This is a genomic window from Mucilaginibacter gossypii (genome assembly GCF_017569325.2).
Taxonomy (GTDB): domain Bacteria; phylum Bacteroidota; class Bacteroidia; order Sphingobacteriales; family Sphingobacteriaceae; genus Mucilaginibacter; species Mucilaginibacter gossypii.
In genome coordinates this window covers 3,099,757-3,118,635 of sequence record NZ_CP071878.2, presented here as the reverse complement: position 1 = coordinate 3,118,635, position 18,879 = coordinate 3,099,757, and the positions used below count along the sequence as shown (strand labels likewise).

Annotated in this window: 13 protein-coding genes; all 13 read left to right on the top strand. The window is 44.1% G+C overall.

Annotation, left to right across the window (positions count from 1 at the left end; all coding sequences use genetic code 11):
* The 13 genes from J3L18_RS12990 to J3L18_RS12930 all read left to right on the top strand — a co-directional run bounded on the left by J3L18_RS12990 (window position 1) and on the right by J3L18_RS12930 (window position 18,875).
* A complete protein-coding gene (locus tag J3L18_RS12990; protein WP_129571714.1) occupies window positions 1–1,719 on the top strand; it encodes a GMC oxidoreductase in 1,719 nt (572 codons plus the stop codon).
* A gap of 183 nt (window positions 1,720–1,902) precedes the next feature.
* Entirely contained in the window at window positions 1,903–3,582 is a 1,680-nt protein-coding gene (locus J3L18_RS12985) for a GMC oxidoreductase (RefSeq protein WP_129571715.1), read from the top strand.
* Between the two features lie 40 nt (window positions 3,583–3,622).
* Window positions 3,623–5,050, top strand: coding sequence for a Gfo/Idh/MocA family protein (locus J3L18_RS12980; protein ID WP_091175426.1), 1,428 nt, complete (start codon window positions 3,623–3,625; stop codon window positions 5,048–5,050).
* A gap of 125 nt (window positions 5,051–5,175) precedes the next feature.
* The gene (locus tag J3L18_RS12975) at window positions 5,176–5,742 is read left to right on the top strand and encodes a gluconate 2-dehydrogenase subunit 3 family protein (RefSeq protein ID WP_129571716.1); all 567 of its coding nucleotides are present in this window, start codon (window positions 5,176–5,178) and stop codon (window positions 5,740–5,742) included.
* A 149-nt stretch (window positions 5,743–5,891) separates the two neighbouring features.
* Window positions 5,892–7,043 carry a Gfo/Idh/MocA family protein gene (locus tag J3L18_RS12970; protein WP_223266302.1) on the top strand — a complete coding sequence of 384 codons (1,152 nt, stop codon included), beginning with the start codon at window positions 5,892–5,894 and terminating at the stop codon, window positions 7,041–7,043.
* A gap of 26 nt (window positions 7,044–7,069) precedes the next feature.
* Window positions 7,070–8,122, top strand: coding sequence for a sugar phosphate isomerase/epimerase family protein (locus tag J3L18_RS12965; protein ID WP_129571717.1), 1,053 nt, complete (start codon window positions 7,070–7,072; stop codon window positions 8,120–8,122).
* A 458-nt stretch (window positions 8,123–8,580) separates the two neighbouring features.
* Entirely contained in the window at window positions 8,581–9,888 is a 1,308-nt protein-coding gene (locus J3L18_RS12960; RefSeq protein ID WP_091175419.1) for an MFS transporter, read from the top strand.
* A 140-nt stretch (window positions 9,889–10,028) separates the two neighbouring features.
* The gene (locus tag J3L18_RS12955; RefSeq protein WP_091175416.1) at window positions 10,029–10,472 is read left to right on the top strand and encodes a c-type cytochrome; all 444 of its coding nucleotides are present in this window, start codon (window positions 10,029–10,031) and stop codon (window positions 10,470–10,472) included.
* Between the two features lie 37 nt (window positions 10,473–10,509).
* Window positions 10,510–11,760, top strand: a complete 1,251-nt coding sequence (locus J3L18_RS12950) for a nucleoside permease (RefSeq protein WP_091175413.1) — start codon at window positions 10,510–10,512, stop codon at window positions 11,758–11,760.
* Window positions 11,761–11,762: 2 nt separating this feature from the next.
* Window positions 11,763–12,656 carry a hydroxypyruvate isomerase family protein gene (locus J3L18_RS12945; protein WP_090524605.1) on the top strand — a complete coding sequence of 298 codons (894 nt, stop codon included), beginning with the start codon at window positions 11,763–11,765 and terminating at the stop codon, window positions 12,654–12,656.
* A gap of 50 nt (window positions 12,657–12,706) precedes the next feature.
* Window positions 12,707–13,582 carry a sugar phosphate isomerase/epimerase family protein gene (locus J3L18_RS12940; protein WP_091175408.1) on the top strand — a complete coding sequence of 292 codons (876 nt, stop codon included), beginning with the start codon at window positions 12,707–12,709 and terminating at the stop codon, window positions 13,580–13,582.
* Between the two features lie 18 nt (window positions 13,583–13,600).
* Window positions 13,601–14,371, top strand: coding sequence for a 3-keto-disaccharide hydrolase (locus tag J3L18_RS12935; RefSeq protein ID WP_112657976.1), 771 nt, complete (start codon window positions 13,601–13,603; stop codon window positions 14,369–14,371).
* A 340-nt stretch (window positions 14,372–14,711) separates the two neighbouring features.
* Window positions 14,712–18,875 (top strand): hybrid sensor histidine kinase/response regulator, encoded by a 4,164-nt coding sequence (locus J3L18_RS12930; RefSeq protein ID WP_223266304.1) that lies wholly within the window; start codon window positions 14,712–14,714, stop codon window positions 18,873–18,875.
* Window positions 18,876–18,879: the final 4 nt, after the last annotated feature.

Below are 18,879 nucleotides of genomic sequence, written 5' to 3'. Positions count from 1 at the left end.
ATGGCTAATTTAAATATCGACAGCGTTAAAGAACGCACTTTCGACGCGATAGTAATTGGCTCGGGAATGAGCGGAGGATGGGCTGCTAAAGAGTTTGCGGACAAAGGACTCAAAACACTGATATTGGAGCGTGGCCGCGATGTGAAGCATATTAAGGATTACCCGACTACCAATATGTACCCCTGGGAGTTTGAACACCGGGGCGAACTGCCGATGGCTGTACAGGAAGCTAATCCTATTGTAAACCGCTGTTATGCTTTTGGAGAAAGCGCCGCGCATTTTTTTGTTAAAGATGCAGAGCACCCCTACATACAAGATAAACCCTTCGACTGGATCCGCGGATACCAGGTTGGCGGCAAATCCCTGCTTTGGGCACGCCAAACCCAGCGCTGGAGCGATTTTGATTTTGAAGGCCCTGCCCGTGATGGCTTCGCGGTAGACTGGCCTATCCGTTACAAAGATATTGCACCATGGTATAGTTATGTAGAGAAATTCGCCGGCATTTCGGGTAACCGTGATGGCATTGCCGAATTGCCGGATGGTGAGTTCCTACCCGCATTCCCGTTAAATACTGTTGAAGAATATTTTAGAGATCACGTAAAAAGTAAATATAAAAACCGGCATGTGATCAGCGCCCGTTGCGCCCACCTGTCAACCCCTAATCAAATCCACCTGGATCAGGGCAGGGTACAATGCCAAAGGAGAACGATCTGTGAGCGTGGTTGCCCCTTTGGTGGCTATTTCAGCGCAAATGCTACCACTATCCCCTGGGCTTTAAAATCCGGGCACGCTACGTTGAGGCCGTTTTCGGTAGTGGAATCTATTATATATGATGATAAGCTGGGTAAAGCTACCGGTGTGCGGGTTATTGATACCAATACCAAAGAAGCTATCGACTATTACGCCAAAGTAATATTTGTCAATGCAGCGGCGTTAAATACCAACCTGATATTGCTTAATTCCAAGTCGCATCGTTTCCCTAGTGGTTTGGGCAATGATAGCGGTGTGCTGGGTAAATATGTAGCTTTCCATAATTATTCGGCCCATATTGGAGCCGAGTATGATGGCGCTAAAGAATGGACAACAGATGGGCGTAATCCTGCCGGCGGGGGGTATATCCCGAGGTTCAGGAACGTGTACAAACAAGAAACCGACTTTTTACGCGGCTATGCTTCAGGCTTTGGCGCTTACAGATCCCCGCAGCGTAGTTGGGACGGCGTAGGCAGCAGTCTGAAAGATAACCTGGCTAACAAAGAGCTTGGCCCGTGGCGTGTAGGCTCGCATATGATGGGCGAAACCATCCCGAAGGAAAGCAATTTTGTAAGTCTTGATGACAAGCAAAAAGATGCCTGGGGCGTACCATTATTAAAGATGAACATTGATTACGACGATAACGATGAGAAGATGAAGAAGGATTATGTGGAGCAGTTAACCGAGATGTTCACCAGCGCGGGTTTTACCAACATTAAAGCCAGTACCGATAAACGAGCACCGGGGCTTGATATTCATGAAATGGGCGGTGCCCGTATGGGGAATGATCCTAAAACATCGATATTAAACAAATGGAACCAGGTGCACAGCGTTAAAAACGTATTTGTTACCGACGGCGCCAGCATGACGTCAACCTCGTGCCAAAATCCGTCACTAACTTATATGGCCTTTACAGCAAGGGCTGCTGATTATGCCATGAGCGAGATGAAGAAGGGGAACCTCTCCTAAATACTCTCCAAAGGAGAGGACTTAAAAAGGGCGGCGTAAGGGGGCTCCCTCTCCTTTGGAGAGGGCCGGGGTGAGGTCCTTCGTGTAAAAAAAACACAATGTAATATTTGGAAAATGAATTTTATTCATACATTTAACGAGATAACCAAGTAGTAAACAAATTAAACTAATCATATTATTCGTATGTCTGCAAACACTTATGACGCAATAGTCATTGGCTCAGGAATTTCAGGCGGGTGGGCTGCCAAGGAACTAACACAAAAGGGTTTGAAAACCATCATGCTTGAGCGTGGCCGTAATATTGAGCACATTAAAGATTACGTAAACGCAACCAAAGATCCATGGGAATTTCCGCACAGAGGCGGCCGTACCCAGAAAATGATTGATGATTACCCGGTTCTTAAACGCGACTATCCGTTAAATGAAACCAACCTTGACTATTGGGCAAGTGATAAAGATAGTCCTTATACAGAGATTAAACGTTTTGACTGGTTCCGTGGTTACCACGTAGGCGGCCGCTCACTGATGTGGGGACGCCAATCGTACCGCTGGGCTGATGTTGATTTTGAAGCCAACTTAAAGGATGGCATCGCTGTCGACTGGCCTATCCGCTACAAAGACATCGCTCCGTGGTATAGCTACGCCGAGCAATTTGCCGGGATCTCCGGTAATAAAGATGGTTTACCTATCCTTCCTGATGGCGATTTTATGCCGCCTATGGAAATGAACGTGGTTGAAAAAGACGTTTCAAAACGCTTGAAAGAATTCTATAAAGAAGCGCGTCACATGATCATTGGTCGTACGGCTAATATCACTGTACCGCATAACAACCGTACCAACTGCCAGTACCGTAACAAATGCTGGTTAGGTTGTCCGTTCGGTGCTTATTTCAGCACCCAATCGGCTACATTGCCTGCGGCCATGGCTACAGGTAATTTAACCGTTCGCCCGTGGTCTATCGTTACCAAAATATTGTACGATAAGGATACCAAAAAAGCCAAAGGCGTTGAGGTATTGGATGCTGAAACCAACAAAACTTATGAATACTTCGCTAAGATCGTATTCGTAAACGCTTCAACCATTAACTCGGCCTGGATCCTAATGAATTCAGCTACCGACGTTTGGGAAGGTGGCTTAGGCAGCAGCAGCGGTGAGCTTGGTCATAACCTAATGGACCACCACCTTAATGTTAGCGCTTATGGAAGAGTTGAGGGTTATGAAGATAAATATTACTTCGGTCGCCGTGCAAATGGTTTCTATATCCCGCGCTATCGTAACCTTAATGGCGAAAAACGTGATTACATCCGTGGTTTCGGTTACCAGGGTTCGGCAAGCCGCGAAGGCTGGAGCCGTGACATTGCCGAACTGAACATAGGCGGTGCATTTAAGGATGCTTTAACCGAACCAGGTTCATGGCATATAGGTATGGGCGCTTTTGGCGAAACATTGCCTTATCACGAAAACAAGGTTACTATCGACAAAACCAAAAAAGATAAATGGGGCTTGCCTGTTGTTGCCATTGATGCCGAATTGAAAGCGAATGAGCTGAAAATGCGTATCGATATGGAAAAAGATGGCAAAGAAATGCTGGAAGCTATTGGCGCTAAAGATGTACAAACTTCAAGCACTAATCCGTTCCTTGGCCGTGGTATTCACGAAATGGGTACCGCACGTATGGGCCGTGATCCAAAAACTTCGGTACTTAACCAGTGGAACCAGGTTTGGGATGCTAAAAACGTATTTGTTACCGATGGCTCATGTATGACATCGGCAGCTTGCCAAAACCCTTCACTTACTTATATGGCGTTAACAGCGCGTGCTGCTGATTACGCTGTTACTGCACTCAAAAAAGGAGAAATTTAATCACTATCACATAAAAAACAACCTATAACAAAAACACCCTATGACTGAAGAAAAGGACAAAACCCCAAACCCGTCAAGACGGCAATTTATTAAAAGCAGCGCTATCGCAGCCGCTGGTTTTATGATAGTTCCGCGCCATGTTTTGGGCGGTAAAGGTTTTATAGCTCCAAGCGACAAGTTATTGATTGCCGGCGTTGGCGCCGGTGGTAAAGGCCAAAGCGATATTGCTAACTTTTACAAAAGCGGTAAAGCTGAAATCGCTTTCCTGTGCGATGTTGACGACCGCAGAGCAGCAAGGTCACGTAGCGATTTTCCTAAGGCAAAGTATTATAAAGACTGGCGCGAAATGTTTGACAAAGAACACAAGCATTTTGACGCGGTATCGGTTTCAACACCCGATCATAACCACGCCATTATTACCTATAACGCTATGCAGCTGAACAAACACGTTTATGTTCAGAAACCGTTGACGCATGATATCTGGGAAGCCCGTTTACTAACAGAGGCTGCCAAAAAGTATAAAGTGGTTACACAAATGGGTAACCAGGGTGCATCAAATGATGGTACACGCCTAATGTCGGAATGGTATGATGCCGACCTGATTGGCGATGTGCACACAGTTTACTGCTGGACAAACCGCCCCGTTTGGCCGCAAGGCATTGCATGGCCACCGCCCCAACCAAATATCCCTAAAGAGTTGGATTGGGACCTGTGGCTGGGTACAGCACCTAAAAAAGATTATGTTGATAAACTGGTACCATTTAACTGGCGCGGCTGGTGGGATTACGGTACCGGCGCCCTTGGCGATATGGGCTGTCACCTGGTTGAAGCTCCTTTCCGCGTGTTGGGTATTCAGTATGCTAAGGATGTACAGGCCAGTGTTGGCAGTGTTTATGTAGATGAGTTTAAAGAAGGCCACTTCCCTGAAAGCTGCCCTCCATCAAGCCACATCACGTTAACATTCCCTAAAACCGATAAAACCAAAGGTGATGTTACACTGCACTGGATGGACGGTGGTATCCAACCAGAAAGGCCTGCTGAATTATTAGCGAGCGAAGATTTTGGCGGTGAAGAAGGTAACGGTACATTGTTTATCGGTACAAAAGGTAAAATGTATGCAAGCACCTATTCTGATGCAGCAACATTATTGCCGAAATCGCTTACCAAAAGCGCTAAAGCTCCGCAGAAATGGGCACGTGTACCGGGCGGCGCTAACGGCCACTACGCACAGTGGGTTGAAGGCTGTATAGCAGGTTATGGTAAAACAGAGTTAAGCTCATCGTTTGATAAGGCTGGTCCGCTTACTGAGGCGCTATTGATGGCTAACCTTGCGGTTCGCGGTCATGAGCTAAATGGCGGCAGAGTAAAATTGGTTTGGGATAACCAGGCTATGAAAGTTACCAACTTTGATGCTGTTAACCAATATATAAAACGCGATTACCGCGAAGGTTTCGTGTTAAAAGCGTAAACAAAATAATTAGTGGATTAGTGAGTTAGTGAATTAGTGATTGAAAAATTGCTGTCACTAATTCTCTAATTCCTCAATTAATTAAAATCACTAATTCATTAATTCACTAAATCAATAACTAATTTATGAATAGAAGAGAAGCGATAGGCAGGGTAGGTTTGATCCTTGGCGGTACCATCATCGGCGCCGAGTTCTTCATCTCCGGATGTAAATCATCTTCGCCGAAAGTAAACGACCTTTTTACACAGGATGATGTGGCCCTGATGGATGAAATTGGCGAAACGATTTTGCCTGCAACCTCAACCCCAGGTGCTAAAGCTGCCGAAATTGGCAAATTTATGACCGTAATGGTACAGGATTGCTATACTGCCGATGATCAGAAAATTTTCATCAAAGGCCTTAAAGACCTGAATGATGCAAGCGACAAAAAATTTGGTAAAAAGTTTTTGGAGGCCACTCCGGAGCAGCGTACCGAACTATTAACTGCGCTTGACAAAGAACAAAAAGACTATACCAAAGCCAAAAAGCCCGAAGATCCTAACCATTATTTCAGGATGCTGAAGGAATTAACCCTGTTGGGTTTCTTCACTTCAAAACCGGGTGCTACACAGGCATTACGTTACATTGCCGTTCCTGGTAAATATGACGGTAACCTGCCATACAAAAAAGGTGATAAAGCCTGGGCAACCTAAAAAATTGCAATATCAATTGATTATACCTTTGATTTTTACAAAATTTGAATTGCTATCAAAAACAGCATTATTACATAATGCTGTTTTTGATGTATACAATCGATTGAGAAGCGTTTAATCATCAAAAACATCAACCCCAACAAAAACAAATGAAATTAAGATTAGGAATGATAGGTGGCGGACAAGGTGCGTTTATTGGTGCCGTACACCGCATAGCTGCCCGTATTGATGGTGAGTATGAATTGGTTTGCGGCGCTTTTAGCAGTAATGCCGAAAAATCACAGGCCAGCGGCCTTTTGCTTGGCTTACCGGCAAGCCGCTCGTACAGCTCATACCAGGAACTTATTGAAAAAGAAAAGCAACTGCCCGAGGATGAACGTGTGCAGGTGATCAGCATTGTAACGCCTAACCATGTGCATTTTGCCCCAACCAAAATGGCGCTCGAAAACGGTTTTCATGTGGTGCTTGATAAACCCATGGCCTTTTCGCTTGAGGAAGCTAAGGAACTGGAAAAAGTAGTTAGTACCTCTGGCAAACTATTTTGCCTTACACATACTTACACAGGCTACCCAATGGTTAAGGAAGCTAAGCAACTGATCAAAGCAGGCGCCATAGGTACAGTACGGAAGGTTTATGTTGAGTATCCGCAGGGGTGGTTGAGCAGTTTTTTAGAAGGAGAAGATAACAAACAAGCCTCCTGGCGTACCGATCCGGGTAAAAGCGGGATTGCCGGCGCCATGGGTGATATAGGTACACATGCCTTTAACCTTGCCGAATACGTTACCGGCTTACAGGTTACTAAAATTTGTGCCGATATCAACATTGTAGTTGAAGGCCGCAAGCTGGATGATGACGGCGCGGCGTTGTTAAAATTTAACAACGGTGCAAGCGGCGTGCTCACGGCTACCCAAATTGCAGCCGGCGAAGAGAATAATGTGAAGATCAGGGTTTATGGTGAAAAAGGCGGTTTGGAATGGCACCAGAGCGATGCTAACTCATTAACTGTAATGTATACCGATAAGCCTGCCGAAACCTGGCGCACCGGCGGGGGGTATACCAGCTCATTCGCGCAGCATAATACACGTACGCCTGCCGGTCACCCCGAAGGTTATCTGGAGGCATTCGCCAACCTGTACCGTAATTTTGCTTTGACAGTTAAAGCCGGTTTGGAAGGTAAGCAGGCCACTCCCGAAGAACTTGATTTTCCGGGTATCGAAGAAGGCGTTCGGGGAATGGCTTTTATTGAAAATGTGATAGCATCAGGTAAATCAGATGCCAAATGGACTGATTTCACTATTTAATCCACCATCTATTTAAAACAAACAACATGACTACTATAAAAGGACCTGCCATATTTATAGCACAGTTTATAGGAGACGCGGCACCATTTAACAGCCTTGAATCTATTTGCCAGTGGGCAGCGGGTTTAGGCTACAAAGGTGTGCAGCTGCCAACAAACGATACCCGTTTTATCGACCTGCAAAAAGCCGCCGAAAGCAAAACTTATGCTGATGAAATTAAAGGTATAGTTAACGCCGCAGGGTTAGAAATAACTGAGCTATCAACCCACCTTCAAGGCCAGCTGGTAGCGGTAAATCCGGGTTATGACGATCTGTTCGACGGTTTCGCACCCGAGCATTTACGCGGTAACCCGGCCGAAAGGCAAAAATGGGCTGTACAGCAATTGAAATATGCTGCACAGGCATCAAAAAATTTAGGTTTAAATGCATCGGTAACTTTTAGTGGTGCCCTGCTTTGGCCAATGGTATATCCGTGGCCTCAACGCCCTGCCGGGATTGTTGAGACTGCTTTTGGCGAACTGGCCAAACGCTGGACGCCGATACTGGATGTTTACGAGGAAAACGGCATCGACCTTTGCTACGAGATTCACCCGGGTGAAGACCTGCATGATGGTATCACTTACGAGATGTTCCTTGATCATGTAAAAGGCCACAAACGTGCTAACTTACTGTATGATCCTTCGCACTTTGTATTACAGTGCCTGGATTACCTGGAATATATCGACCTATACCATGAGCGCATTAAAATGTTCCATGTTAAGGATGCCGAGTTTAATCCAACAGGTCGTCAGGGTGTTTACGGTGGTTACCAGAACTGGGTTAACCGCGCAGGCCGTTTCCGCTCATTGGGTGATGGTCAGGTAGATTTTAAATCGATATTCAGTAAATTAACACAATATGATTACAAAGGATGGGCGGTGCTTGAATGGGAATGTGCGCTCAAACATCCTGAAGACGGTGCAAGGGAAGGTGCCCAATTCATTAAAGATCATATTATCCGTGTAACCGAACGAGCTTTTGATGATTTCGCCGCATCGGGTTCTGATGACGCTTTCAACAGGAAGACGTTAGGGATATAATTTTTTGATTTCGGAATTGGGATTTTTGATTTCGGAATTATAAAATCGTAAAAAACGTCATGCCGAACTTGTTTCGGCACCCCACAAGATAGGTATGCGAGTGCTTAGCATGGCTGCCTGGCAAGTGGGATGCTGAAGCAAGTTCAGCATGACGACATGATTTCAGACTTACGAAGTTTTTAAAAATTCGTAAGCCTGAAAACCTATAACAACGCAGTCTAAAACGGATGTCATGGGTAGCCTGTCGAAGCATGGTGGGAGGCCTTTACGCGCGACCCTTCGACAGGCTAAGGATAACAGGCCTGCGCTCGCGATAATGACTTTATTTAATCATAAAATAGCCCATCGGTAAAACATGGGATTTTACTAAAAGGAAACATATCGCTGAAGTAATTTCGGCAAAAAGCATTTTGATACAGCCAATTAACCAATTATCAAATAACCTTAAATAATTTAAAATGCAAACTATTAACCGTACACAGCTATTCAGGGCAAGCTGCCTGTCGTTGCTGGTAACGTCATTATCATTCGGTATCCGTGCCGGGATTTTGAATGACCAGGGCGTAAGATTTCATTTGAACGCTTCGCAACTGGGCACCATTGCAGCAACTGCTTTCTGGGGCTTTCCGCTGGCTATCATTGTAGGCGGCTTTATTGTCGATATCATCGGTATGAAAAAGCTGCTGGTGTCAGCTTTCGTGTTTCACCTGGTGGGGATCCTGCTTACCATTTTTGCCAATGGCTACTGGACGCTGTTTCTTTCTACCTTAATGATTGGTATTGCTAATGGTACGGTTGAAGCTTCATGTAACCCGCTTGTAGCTTCGCTATATACAGATAATAAAACTACAAAGCTTAATCACTTTCACCTCTGGTTTCCGGCGGGCATCGTGATCGGTACGCTCATCGTGTTCGGACTGGATACCACTTTGGCTCACGGTGTATCACCTAAACCGTACTGGATCTCGCAGATTGAGATAGCATTGATGCTGATCCCTACCATTGCTTATGGTTACCTGTTCTCGAAGTTGGATTTCCCGGTTACCGAGCGTGTATCTGCCGGTATAAGTACCGAGGATATGTATAAGGCATTGGTCAACCCGTTGTTCCTGTTCATGATCATTTGTATGTTCGGAACAGCTATTACCGAATTATTCACCAACCAGTGGACTGACGTTTTATTCAAAACAGTTACGGACAACGCCATCCTTATTTTAACTTTTGTTGCCTCGGTACAGGTATTGGGCCGCGCGTTTGCAAGCCCGATAGTTCACCGTTTGGCACCACAGGGAGTACTGTTGATCTCGGCCGTATTATCAGCTTTGGGCATTTATTTGATGGTACACCTGCATGGTGATGCTATCTATTTTGCAGCGGTAGTTTTTGGTCTTGGTGTAGCTTTCTTCTGGCCTTGCATGATAGGCTTTGTGGCCGAAAACCTGCCGCGTACAGGTGCCGTAGGTTTGAACCTGATGGGCGGGGCCGGTATGTTCGGGGTATCTATTTACATGATGTTTATGGGCGGTTTTTACGATAAAATCATGGCTTCGAAATTACCGGCGGGTGCCAGTCTGGACGCTTATCGGTCGGCGCCGGCGGGCTCGGATATGGCTAAAGCGTTTGATGCAGCACGGTCGGCGGCAGGTCCTGAAGTATTAAATACTACCCTGATTATCCCGATTGCATTAATCGTTGCATTTATAGGATTGGTAATTTATATGCGCTCACGTAAAAAAACCGCTTCATTAGGCGCTATATCGGTTTAATGAGGCTTTAATTATGATAAAAAGTTGTAATTTTCGCCTGATTAACCAACCCAATTAAAATTACATGATGAAAAACAGCAGGGCATTGTTAAGGAACAGGTTTTCTGTTAGGTTATCATCATAAACCACAATTAATCTTTATGAAAAAAGTATTCGTTATTCTTTGTATCAGCGCAGCGTTTGCTGCCTGTGGCGGAAATTCATCAAAAAACACCGGTGGTAGCGATAGCACTAACGGTACAAACCAATCAGCTAAAGCTGCCGATGCCAATGCTGATACTGTAGTAGCAAAAACCGGCACCGAACCGGCAGGTGGTTCTGCAGGTTCATCAGCCGGCGAAAAATTAATTGCAACGTTAGATTGCAGCACCTGTCATAAAGTTGACACCAAAGTTATTGGCCCTGCATTTCAGGATATAGCAGGTAAATACGAAGCTTCAGATGCTAATATCGAAATGTTGGCTAAAAAGATCATCGCCGGCGGTAGCGGCAACTGGGGCAACATAGCCATGACCCCACACCCGTCATTGCCTGAAAGCGATGCCAAAGAAATCGTTAAATATATTTTATCATTAAAAAAATAACGAGAAGGATAAGTTAGTCTGGCTTTAAAATACAATTATGAATATCGGAATTAGGGTAAAACTTTCAACAATGATGTTCCTGGAGTTCTTTATCTGGGGAGCGTGGTTTGTAACAATGGGCACTTATTTAACAGTTACGTTAAAGGCTACCGGCACACAAAATGCGGGTGCTTACGCAACGCAATCGTTAGGTGCTATTATAGCCCCTTTTGTTATCGGACTTATTGCTGATAAGTATTTTTCGGCACAAAGGATTCTGGGTGTACTGCACCTGTTGGGCGCGGCCTCACTTTATTATGCAACCACCATAGCTGATTTTGATAAGTTTTACCCTAATATCCTGTTTTACATGATCATTTACATGCCAACACTGGCACTGGTAAATTCGGTTTCATTTAAGCAGATGCAAAACCCAAGTAAAGAGTTTCCTTTAATCAGGGTATTCGGAACAGCAGGGTGGATCATTGCAGGTATTGTTATCGGCTTATTAGGATGGGAGAAAAGCGGAACGCTTGTGCTCACCTTCAAAATGGCATCAATAGCGTCGTTGATATTAGGTTTATTAAGCTTTACCTTACCTGATACCCCTCCGGTAAAAAGGGGCCAAAAAACTACATTTGGCGATATCATTGGCTTAGATTCAATCAGCTTATTAAAAAACAGGTCGTATTTAATTTTCTTTTTGGCGTCGGTAGCCATATGTGTGCCCTTGGCGTTTTACTACAACTTTACCAACCCTTTTTTAAATGAAGTGGGCGTTAAAGCCGCTGCCGGTGTACAGGCAATGGGGCAGGTATCCGAGCTGGCGTTCATGGCAGCGATGCCTTTGTTTTTTGTGCGGTTCGGTGTAAAAAAAATGCTGGCTATTGGTATGCTGGCCTGGGTACTGCGGTATATATTCTTTGCCTACGGCGACGCAGGTTCAAGCTACTGGATGCTTATTGCGGGTATAGTAATGCATGGTATCTGTTACGATTTCTTCTTTGTAACCGGTCAGATCTATACCGATAATTTAGCGGGCGAGCGTTTTAAAAGCGCGGCCCAGGGCTTTATTACCTTAGCTACTTATGGCGTAGGTATGCTTATAGGCTCGTACATTTCAGGCCCTATTGTTGATCATTGGAAAGTATCCGATACATCACATAACTGGCAAACCATTTGGCTTATACCTGCAGGTATTGCCGCTGTGGTATTGATATTATTCCTCGCTTTATTTAAAGATAAAACAAGCATGGCCACAAAACCAGGTTTGGATATTCAGGAACCATCAGCACAAACCGAAATATAATTATGGCATCAAATCAAAACAGGCGGTCGGCTATCAAAAGCATGATCGCGGGCACGGCGGCAATTGGCGCGTCGGGTGTATTATCTTCATTTACCACCGAAACTGAAAAACATATGCAGGCTGATGATAAGCTCAAAGGCAATATTAACCATGCTGTATGCCGCTGGTGTTACGGCGATTTTACGGTAGATCAACTTTGTGCCGCCGCTAAGGATATCGGCATAAAAGGGATCGATCTGGTTGGCCCTTCAGACTGGCCTACACTAAAAAAATACGGCTTGTTCTCATCTATGTGCAATGGTGCCGAGATCAACCTTACCGATGGTTTTGGTGATAAACAGTTTCATGCCAAACTGCATGAAAATTATACCAAAATGATACCTCTGGTGGCAGAGGCGGGTTATAAAAACCTGATCTGCTTTAGCGGCAGCCGTCGCGGTAAAACTGATGAGGAAGGCTGGAATAATTGCGTTGAAGGCTTGAAACCTATGGTTGCCCTTGCCGAAAAACACAACGTAATATTGGTAATGGAACTGCTGAACAGCAAAATTGATCACAAAGATTACCAGTGCGACAGGGTAGAGTGGGGCGCCGAACTTTGCCGCAGGCTTGGTTCAGAAAACTTTAAATTGCTGTATGATATCTATCATATGCAGATTGACGAAGGCGATGTGATCCGCAATATCCGCGCTAATCATCAGTACATCGCTCATTACCATACCGGCGGTGTTCCCGGCCGTAACGAGATTGATGAAACCCAGGAACTTTACTACCCGGCCATTATGCGTGCCATTGTGGAGGTAGGGCATAAAGGCTTTGTAGCCCAGGAGTTCATCCCGAAACAGAAAGACAAAATAGCTTCGCTTAAAAAGGCGGTGCATATTTGTGATGTTTAAACCTTACATCACCTTATCACTCTAAAAAGCTAAACTAATAAAACAAATACATGACAACCAGAAGAACATTTTTAGCACAAGCCGGATTAATGGCCGCAGGCGCAATGCTTGCGCCGAAATTGGTATCGGCGAAAGCTTCAAATAAAGTGGGCCTGCAATTGTATAGCCTGCGCGATCAGTTACCCAAAGATGTAAAAGGTGTTATTGCACAAGTAGCAAAAGCCGGTTATAACGAAGTTGAAACCTTTGGTTTTAACAAAGAAACCGGTTATTGGGGATTAAAAGGTAAAGAATTTAGTCAGCTTTTAAAAGATAACGGACTAACAACTCCAAGCGGTCACTATGGCCTGGACGAGTACTTAGGCTCAGGTAAAACTGATGACCTGAACGCTTACATTGAAGTTGCCAATACCATTGGTCAGTCACATATTATTATCCCGGCTTTAAACCACAACTTTATTAAAACTGTTGATGATTGTAAAGGTGTGGCCGAGAAAATGAACAAGATTGCCGAGATCCTGAAAGCATCGGGCTTAAAATTAGGTTACCATAACCACAACTTTGAGTGGGCACCGGTTGGTGACACTACTTTTTACGATGTGGTGCTTGCCAATACCGATCCTAAACTGGTAGCCATGGAAATGGATATTTACTGGGTAGTGCGTGCCGGTAAAAACCCGGTTGAGATTTTTGAAAAACACCCCGGCCGTTTCGCTTTTGTGCATGTTAAAGACAGGGATAAAACCAATGCCGAACTGAATACTGAAATAGGTAACGGTGATATCGACTTTAAAACCATATTGGGTAAAGCTAAGCTTGCAGGCATTAAGCACTTTATTGTTGAGCAGGAAAACTATACCAATATCGACCCGTATGTGAGCATTGCAAAAAGCGCTTCATACCTTAAAAATACGCTTCACGTTTAAACCAATTATTTTAGAGAGATGAAATATCCATTAATACTAACCGCCCTTTTAGCAGGCAGCTGCTTCATGGCAAACGCGCAAAATGCCAAACCTGAAGACACCGAGATTTGGGAACCGGTACCTAAGGTAGTTACACCGGGCAAAAATTTAGGCGATGCCCCTTCAGACGCAATTATTTTGTTTAACGGTAAAGGCCTTGACGAATGGGTTTCTGTTGAAGATAAAACCCCGGCTAAATGGCTGGTTAAAGGTGATGTACTTACCGTAAATAAAGCTACCGGTAACATAGAAACTAAAAAAAGTTTTGGCAACTACCAACTGCACATTGAGTGGAAAGTACCTGCAAACATTACAGGCAGCGGACAGGCCCGCGGCAACAGCGGCGTGTTCTTAGCTTCGATAGGTAAAGGTGACGCAGGTTATGAGCTACAGGTTTTAGATTCGTACGAAAATAAAACTTATGTTAACGGCATGGCAGGCAGCTTGTATAAGCAAGTGATCCCACTGGCAAACCCTGGTCGTAAACCCGGCGAGTGGAATGTTTATGATGTAATTTGGACCGCTCCTGTATTTAACGAAGACGGTTCATTGAAATCGGCAGCAAGGGCTACCGTATTTTTCAATGGTGTGCTTGTTGAAAATAATTTTGAGCTGCTTGGTCCTACTCAATACATCGGCAAACCATCGTACGAAGGTAAAAAACATGGTCCGTCGCCAATTAAGTTACAGGCCCATGGCGATAAGAGCGAACCGCTTAGCTTTCGCAATATTTGGGTAAGAGAGCTGTAAGCAACGCTACTAATTTTTGAAAATATGATAAGCCTCCCGGTAATGCCGGGAGGCTTTTTTTATGGGTATTTAATATTCTAAAGGTAGAACCTACGGTTGCTAAACGCTGTCGCTATTTATATAGTCTATTTACTAATCAGTCTGTTAGCTTTGGTTTTTGTGTATTCCGCTTTCAGTTTTTATATCATTGCTTTTTTTTGTCTACATTAAACTTATAAATATTATAGCCGTATAAGTTAACTATAAACCATTCTGTTTCTCTTTTTAAGGAACGGATTTTCACGAAAATTAAAACTCAACACCGCCTGTTATTTTGAATATCTATAAATATTTGTTTGTTGTGGTTGCCTTGTTGATTACCCGAAATGGGTTTGCGCAAGATAGGAACCTTAAGTTTGAGCATATCGGCACCCGGGAGGGCTTATCACAAATTAATGTGAGTACCATAATTCAGGATAGCCGGGGTTTTATGTGGATAGGTACCCGCGACGGCCTTAACCGGTATGACGGATATAGCTTTGTGATATATAAGCACAGTATCCAGGATGATAATTCATTAAGCAGTAACCTGATATCAGATATCGCCGAAGACGAAGAGGGCAACATATGGCTGGCCACCCTTTTTGGCTTAAATAAGCTCGACCGCAAAACAGGTAAGTTTATACATTACTTTCATGACAGCGCCAATTCAAACAGCATCTCAAGCAATTTTGTAAACAGGCTGATATTTGATCATGATGGTATTTTATGGATAGGCAGCCAAAAAGGCGGGCTCGACCGGTTTGATATCTACCAAAATAAATTTACTCATTATAAACACAACGAGGCCGACCTGTCGTCATTAAGTGACGATGATGTAACCGCGTTAAAGGAAGACTCCAAGCACCGTTTATGGGTTGGTACCCTGAGCCACGGTCTTAATCTGTTTGACAGAAAGAAGGAAACTTTTACACGATATCAAAGCCAGCCGGGGGTAAACGCCAGTATTTCAGGAGGCTATGTAATTGCTATATACGAAGATATTGAGGGCAGGTTATGGATAGGGACGGAAGATGGCGGGCTTAATTTATTTGACCCTGGAAAAGGCACATTTAAACATTACCTTGAGAATAAAAAAGGTTCCGGCTCTAACTCAGGCTATAGTGTTTTGGCATTAAACATGGACCTGAACGGTAATTTGTGGGTAGGTACCGAAAATAATGGAGTTAATATCCTGAACCCTGTAACCGGAAAAATAACAGCCTATAAGCATGATGATATTGACAGGGGCAGTATGAATGGTAATTCCATTTACAGTATTTGCCGGGATAGGATGGGGAATATGTGGCTGGGGGCATTTAGCGGCGGCATTAACCTGTATAAGCGCAGTACCGAAAGTTTTTCGCATTTCAGGCATAGCTCATCGCCAAACAGCCTGGCCAATAATTTTGTACTGTGCCTGCATGAAGATCAGGATAGTAATATTTGGGTAGGCACCGACGGGGGCGGTGTTAATGTGTTTAATAAGGATGGTACCGTTAAACATTATGTGAATGATCCGGCTAATGCCAATAGCCTGACCGGAAATTATGTATTGAACATCATCCAGGATTTTAAAGGTGACTTTTGGATAGGTACCTGGGCTGATGGTTTGTGCCGGTTTAATCCCCGCACCGGCAGTTTTACCGGTTTTAAACATGACGTGGCAAAGCACGGCAGCTTAAGTAATAACAATGTTTATGCCCTTACCCAAACCCGCGACAACCGCATCTGGGTAGGCACCTATAACGGCGGACTCGACTTGTATGACGAAAAGTCGGGCACATTTTCGGCTTTTAATTATGATCCTAATGATCCTAAAAGTATCAGCAGCGATAGGGTATATTCCCTGCTTGAGGATCATAACGGCAATTTTTGGGTTGGCACTTTTGATGCCGGCCTCAATTTGATGGATAGGAAAACAGGTACCTTCACCCGGTTTCAGCACGACGAGAGGCGTAACAGCATCAGCAATAACAGTGTCCCCGATTTGTTTGAGGATAGTAAGGGCCGCATCTGGATCAGTACACTTTCGGGACTTAATCTATTTAACCCGGTTACCAAACATTTTACGGCGTTTACGACCAAAAATGGCTTACCAAGCGATGTCATTTATGCTGTGCGCGAAGATAAGCTGGGCACCATATGGGTTAGTACCAATAATGGCTTATCCAACTACGATCCGGTTAAGAACACCTTTAAAAACTATACTATTGAAGATGGTTTACAGGATGAAGAATTTAAATCACATTCGGCCCTGCAAACTAAGGACGGCAGGATCTTTTTTGGGGGAATTAACGGTTTTAATTCCTTTACACCCGGACAGATCTTAAAACCATCCGCCTTTATGCCCCTGGTTATCACCAATTTTCAATTGTTCAATAAAACAGTTAAAATTGCCCGCGGCAAGGATGACCCATCACCCTTAAAACAAGATATAAGTGATACCAAATCAATTAAATTATCCTATACTCAATCTGTAATTACATTACAGTATGCGGCGCTTGATTACTCTTCATCTGATAAAAAGAAGTACAGTTACATACTCGAAAACTTCGACACAGACTGGAACAATGTGGGAAGCCGGAATACCGCTTCATATACCAATTTGCCACCGGGCGAGTATACATTTAAGTTAAAGTATCAGAATACGTCAGGGTTATGGTCGCCGCCTTCAGCGGGATTAAAAATTACTATTGTGCCGCCGTTTTGGTTAACCTGGTGGTTTAAATTAATTACCGCGGTAACTATTGTTGCTTTGGTATACTTTATTTTCAAATACCGGATTAAATTTTTGAAGGCACAGAAAACCGTACTGGAACGCCAGGTAAAAGAACGTACCGAAAGCCTGGTAAAAATGACTGCGAATGAACGCCTGGCCCGTGAGGCATCAGAAAAAGCGCGTGAAGAAGCCGAAAGCGCCAATAAAGCCAAGAGTATTTTCCTGGCTACCATGAGCCATGAAATCCGGACACCTATGAACGGTGTTATCGGTATGGCAACATTGCTGGCCAGTACCCGGCTTACCAGTGAGCAGGAGGAGTATACCGAAACCATAAAAAATTGCGGCGATGCCCTGTTAACCGTTATCAATGACATTCTTGATTTCTCTAAAATTGAATCGGGCAATATGGAGCTTGATGAAGAGGATTTTGACCTGCGCGATTGCATAGAAGGCGTTTTGGATGTTTTTGCCGAAAAAGCTTCGCGGTTAAACCTTGATTTGGTTTACCAGGTTGAACATAATGTGCCGGTTCAAATTATTTCCGATTCGATACGTCTTCGACAGATCCTGATTAACCTGGTAGGCAATGCGGTGAAATTCACCACCCAGGGCGAAGTTTTTATACTGGTGGGGGTAAAAGAACAAAAAGATGACGACCTGGAATTGATCTTTAAAATAAGGGATACAGGCATTGGCATTGCCGAGGATAAACTGGAGCGTTTGTTTAAGCCGTTTTCGCAGGTTGATTCAAGTACAACCCGTAAATATGGCGGCACTGGTTTAGGCTTGGCTATAAGCGAAAAACTGGTTAAGCTAATGGGCGGCGAAATCAGCGTACAAAGTGAAATAGGCAGGGGGACTACTTTCTCGTTCACCATAAAATCAAAAGTGGGGCAAAAGGTAAAGCGCAATTACGTTTACCTTAACCTTGCCGAGCTTGAAAACAAGCGTATTTTATTTGTTGATGACAATGCTACCAACCGCGATATAATTGACACGCAGCTGAGGCAGTGGAAATATGAGCCTGTAGTTGTGGCATCGGCAACTGAGGCGTTAAAAGTGCTTAACGATCAGCATGAGCATGTTGACCTGCTGATAACAGATATGAGCATGCCCGAAATGGATGGCCTGCAGCTGGCTAAAGAAGTAAAACGGAAATTTCCTGAAATGCCCATTGTATTGTTAAGCTCGATAGGCAGTGAACAAAGTAAACGGGAAGACAATGTATTTAACGCGGTTTTAACTAAGCCTACGAAGCATAATCTGTTACACAAGCATATAGTTGAGCAGTTAAAAGCCGGCAGCGGTATTAAAACTGAGTACCACCAGGTGCAAACGGCGTTTTCTAAAGATTTTGCTAAAAATTACCCCATGAGCATTCTGATAGCCGAGGATAATTTAATAAATCAGAAGCTTGCTATGCATATGTTAAGTAAAATGGGCTATAGCGCCGATATTGCCGAAAATGGCCACGCTGCGTTAAATGCTATGGTAACAAAACATTACAACCTCATTTTGATGGATGTACAAATGCCCGATATGGATGGTTTGGAAGCAACGCGCTTTATCCGCAGTAACATGCAGGACCAACCGGTAATTATTGCCATGACCGCAAACGCAATGCCTGAAGATAAGCAGGCATGTATTGACGCCGGGATGAATGATTATCTGAGCAAGCCCATGAAACTTTCTGACTTAATGGAAATGCTTGAAAAATGGGGTAAATATATAAACGGACATAATGCAGGTTTAATGAATTGACATT

Excerpts from the sequence above, each read along its gene's own strand:
- J3L18_RS12935 (WP_112657976.1), top strand. The coding sequence starts at position 13,601 with ATGAAATATCCATTAATACTAACCGCCCTTTTAGCAGGCAGCTGCTTC.
- J3L18_RS12980 (WP_091175426.1), top strand. The coding sequence starts at position 3,623 with ATGACTGAAGAAAAGGACAAAACCCCAAACCCGTCAAGACGGCAATTT.
- J3L18_RS12955 (WP_091175416.1), top strand. The coding sequence starts at position 10,029 with ATGAAAAAAGTATTCGTTATTCTTTGTATCAGCGCAGCGTTTGCTGCC.
- J3L18_RS12975 (WP_129571716.1), top strand. The coding sequence starts at position 5,176 with ATGAATAGAAGAGAAGCGATAGGCAGGGTAGGTTTGATCCTTGGCGGT.
- J3L18_RS12985 (WP_129571715.1), top strand. The coding sequence starts at position 1,903 with ATGTCTGCAAACACTTATGACGCAATAGTCATTGGCTCAGGAATTTCA.
- J3L18_RS12945 (WP_090524605.1), top strand. The coding sequence starts at position 11,763 with ATGGCATCAAATCAAAACAGGCGGTCGGCTATCAAAAGCATGATCGCG.
- J3L18_RS12960 (WP_091175419.1), top strand. The coding sequence starts at position 8,581 with ATGCAAACTATTAACCGTACACAGCTATTCAGGGCAAGCTGCCTGTCG.
- J3L18_RS12965 (WP_129571717.1), top strand. The coding sequence starts at position 7,070 with ATGACTACTATAAAAGGACCTGCCATATTTATAGCACAGTTTATAGGA.
- J3L18_RS12970 (WP_223266302.1), top strand. The coding sequence starts at position 5,892 with ATGAAATTAAGATTAGGAATGATAGGTGGCGGACAAGGTGCGTTTATT.
- J3L18_RS12990 (WP_129571714.1), top strand. The coding sequence starts at position 1 with ATGGCTAATTTAAATATCGACAGCGTTAAAGAACGCACTTTCGACGCG.
- J3L18_RS12940 (WP_091175408.1), top strand. The coding sequence starts at position 12,707 with ATGACAACCAGAAGAACATTTTTAGCACAAGCCGGATTAATGGCCGCA.
- J3L18_RS12950 (WP_091175413.1), top strand. The coding sequence starts at position 10,510 with ATGAATATCGGAATTAGGGTAAAACTTTCAACAATGATGTTCCTGGAG.